This is a genomic window from Streptomyces sp. NPDC048481 (assembly GCF_043200075.1).
Taxonomy (GTDB): Bacteria; Actinomycetota; Actinomycetes; order Streptomycetales; family Streptomycetaceae; genus Streptomyces.
Window position 1 is genome coordinate 1 of sequence record NZ_JBICXC010000026.1, and the last position, 4,200, is coordinate 4,200.

Sequence of the window (4,200 nt, forward strand, 5' to 3'; positions counted from 1 at the left end):
TCACCAACGCCCGACTCACCCCCGACGACATCGACGCCATCGAAGCCCACGGCACCGGCACCACCCTCGGCGACCCCATCGAAGTCCAAGCCCTCATGGCCGCCTACGGATCGCAACGCGATGCCGACCGTCCGCTCTACCTGGGCTCCCTGAAATCAAACATCGGACACACCCAGGCCGCCGCCGGCGTCGGCGGCATCATCAAAATGGTCCAGGCACTGCACCACCAGCAACTACCCGCGACTCTTCACGCCGACGAACCCACCCCCCACATCGACTGGACGACAGGGGCCATCAGCCTCCTCACAGAGGCGCGCCCCTGGCCCAGCACCGACGCCCCGCGCCGCGCCGCCGTGTCCTCCTTCGGCATCAGCGGCACCAACGCCCACGTCATCATCGAAGAACCCCCGGCTCGAAGTGAGAAGCCGACGATCGTCACCGACGGTCCCGATTCCGAGCGCAGGGCCTGGGTGCTGTCGGGGCGGACGGGAGAGGAGCTGGTGCGTGCGGCCGAGCGTCTGGCCGACCATGCCGCCGCCCACCCCGAACTCACCGCGAGCGCCATCGGCGACGCCCTCGCCCGCCGCCACCACCACACCCACCGCGCCGTCCTGCACGCCCACACCCGCGAGGAACTCCTCACCCAGACCCGCGCCCTCGCCACCGGACACACCCACCCCGGCCTCACCACCGGAACCCCACAGACCGGCAAACTCGCCGTGCTCTTCACCGGCCAGGGCTCGCAGTACGCGGGTATGGGGCGCGCCCTCGCCGAAACGCACCCCCGGTTCGCTCACCTCCTCACGGACATCGCGGCGCGCTTCGACACCCACCTCGACCAGCCGCTGTTGGACGTCATGTGGGCCGAGCCCGGCAGCGAACTCGCCGCGCTCCTCGACCACACCCAGTACACCCAGCCCGCACTGTTCGCCTTCGAGGCCGCGGTGTTCGCCTACCTCACCGAACACGGCCTGGCCCCCGACTACCTGATGGGGCATTCCATCGGGGAACTCGCAGCGGCCCACGCCGCGGGTGTGCTCACCCTCGACGACGCCGTCACCCTCGTCGCCACCCGCGCCCACCTCATGCAACAACTCCCCACCCACACAAGCATGATCAGCGCCAACGCGGGAGCCGAGCAACTCCACCAGATCCTCAACCGCCACCCCGAGATCGACGTCGCCGGACACAACTCCCCCCACCACACCACCCTCGCCGGCACCCACGACGCACTCACCGCACTGGCTGAGGATCTGGATGCCGCGGAGATCTCTCACCGCACCCTCACCGTGTCCGGCGCCTTCCACTCACGCCACCTCGACCCGCTGCTGCCCCACCTCACCGAGGCCGCCCGCCGGCTGACCCATCACGCACCCGCGATCCCGGTCATCACGAACACCACGGGACAGGTCGCCACCACGCTCACCGATCCAACCCACTGGGCGACCCAGGCCCGCACCGCCGTCCACTACCACCAAGGCATCACCAGCCTGGCCGACCTGGGCGTCACCACCTACCTCGAAATCGGACCCGACACCACCCTCACCCACCTCACGCGAACCACCCTCGACTCCCGCACCCACGAACCCGCCGCTGACACCAGCGACAACGCCGACGCCACCGACAACACCGTCTGCATCGCCACGCAGAACCCGCGCACCGACCAGAGTCAGGTCTTCGCTGAAGCCCTCGCCGCCCTCCACACCGCCACCCCCCACGGCCTCACCTGGCCCACCACCGACACACCCCCCGCCCCCCTGCCCACCTATCCCTTCACCCGCACCCACTACTGGCTTGCCGCGGAACCACGCACCGACGCCACACAGATCGGACTCGGCCCGGCCGACCACCCGCTCCTCGCCGCATCCAGTGAACAACCCGACGGCAGCCACCTGTTCACGACCACCCTCACCACCCGCACCCATCCCTGGCTCGCCGACCACACCATCGCCGGCACCACCCTCCTGCCCGGCACCGCACTCCTCGACATCGCACTCCACGCCGGCGACCAACTCGACCACCCCCACCTCGCCGAACTCACCCTCCACTCCCCCATCACCCTCCCCGCCCAACTCCAGCTCACCGTCGACACCCCCACCGACGACCAACGCCACCTCACCATCCACACCCGCACCCCCGACACCACCACCGACCAGGCCTGGACCCTGCGCGCCACCGGCACCCTCACCACCACACCCCCCACAACCCACACACCCCCACCCACTGAAGACCTCGGCCAACCCGCCGACCTCACCGCCTTCTACCCCACCCTCACCGACCACGGCTACCACTACGGCCCCACCTTCCGCGGCCTCACCAACCACTGGCCCACCACCGGCTGGACCCACGTCACCCTCCCCACCCCCCACACCAACCCAGACGGCCACCACATCCACCCCGCCCTCCTCGACGCCGCACTCCACCCCCTCATCACCCCCACCACAACCGACACCGACACCCCCCTCCGCCTCCCCTACACCTTCACCGACGTCACCACCCACCCCACCCACCAACCCCCCACCACACTCCACATCCACACCACCCCCCACCCCACCAAACCGAACACCCACACCCTCCACGCCTACACCCCCGACGGCACCCCCACCCTCACCATCACCCACCTCACCCTCGCCACCGCAGACCCCCACACCCTCACACCACCAACAGCCGTGTCGTCGATGGAGTGGCTGCCGGTCGACACGGGCACACCCCTCGCTCCCGCGGAGGACGAGGCGGAGGAAGAGGGGGACGGCGGGCACGCGGACTGGGTGCAGATCGGCGGAGCCGAACGACTGCTGCGGGTCAGGGCCCACTATGCGGATCTCGGCGCGCTCCTCGACGCCCTGGCGGACGGCGCCCCCGTCCCTGCCGTGGTCCTCTACCGAGTCCCGACGGCAGACGTGGACGCCAGTGGGGATGACGCGGACGTCATCGGAGCCCTCCACCGGATCACCACCACCGTGCTGACCGACCTCCAGACCTGGCTCTCGACACCCGCCCTCACCGACACCCGCCTCACCGTCCTCACCACCACCGCAACCACCCCCCACCACCCACACACCCACCTCCCCCACACCGCCCTCACCGGCCTCCTCCGCACCGCACACACCGAAAACCCCCACACCATCACCCACGGAGACCTCCCCCACACCCCCCTCACCCCCACCGACACCCACCACCTCACCCACGCCATCACCACCCACACCCCCCAATTCACCCTCCACAACAACACCCTCCTCACCCCCCAACTCACCCCCACCACCCCCCAAACCACCAACCCGACCACCGACTTCACCCACGGCACCATCCTCATCACCGGCGGGACGGGGGCGCTGGGCGCCGTCACCGCCCGCTACCTGGCGGGCCGGCCGGACGTTGGCCGTCTGGTACTGGTGTCGCGACGGGGTGCGGACGCACCGGGCACCCGTGAACTGGTCGAGGAACTCGCGGCCGCGGGAACTCCCACGAGCGTGGTCGCCTGCGACGTCAGCGACTTCGACGCCGTACGTGCACTGATCGACGAGATCACGGCCACCGGTCCCCTCACCGGCGTGGTCCACTCCGCCGGCACGGTGTCCGACGCGACGCTCGCCAGTCTGCGGCCCGACCAGCTCACCCCGGTGCTGACCGCCAAGGTCGACGCGGCCTGGAACCTCCACCGGGCCACCCTCGACCAACCGTTGGCGGCCTTCGTTCTCTACTCGTCGGTCACGGGCCTGCTCGGCTCCTCGGGCCAGGCGAACTACGCCGCCGCGAACACGTTCCTGGACGCGCTCGCCGAGTACCGGCACGCCCGAGGGCTCCCGGCCACCTCACTCGCCTGGGGACTGTGGGCCGAGGGAATGGGATCGACTCTCAGCAGCAGCGAGACCGCCCGCTGGACCACCGCCGGCATGACCCCCCTGACGAACGCCGAGGGCACCGCCCTCCTCGATGCCGCGCTCGCCCTCGACGCCCCGCTGCTCGCACCCGTGCGCTGGGACCGCACCACACTGACCACGCTCGCCGAACGGAACGAACTCCCCGCACTTCTCCGACGCATGGCCCCCGCTCCCCGACGACGTTCCGGGACGACATCCGGCACCACGTGGCGGGAACAGACGGCTGGTCTGTCTGAGGTGGAACGGGCCGCCGCCGTCCGGGAACTCGTCACCCGCGTCTGCGCCGCCGTCCTGCACACCCAACCCCAACACCTCGCCA

At 70.3% G+C, this 4,200-nt stretch carries 1 protein-coding gene; it reads left to right on the plus strand.

The genetic code is table 11. The features are described 5' to 3' along the window. Positions 1 to 4,200 (plus strand): type I polyketide synthase (locus ACGFSH_RS34250; protein ID WP_393355530.1); only part of this gene is annotated, 4,200 nt, incomplete at both ends.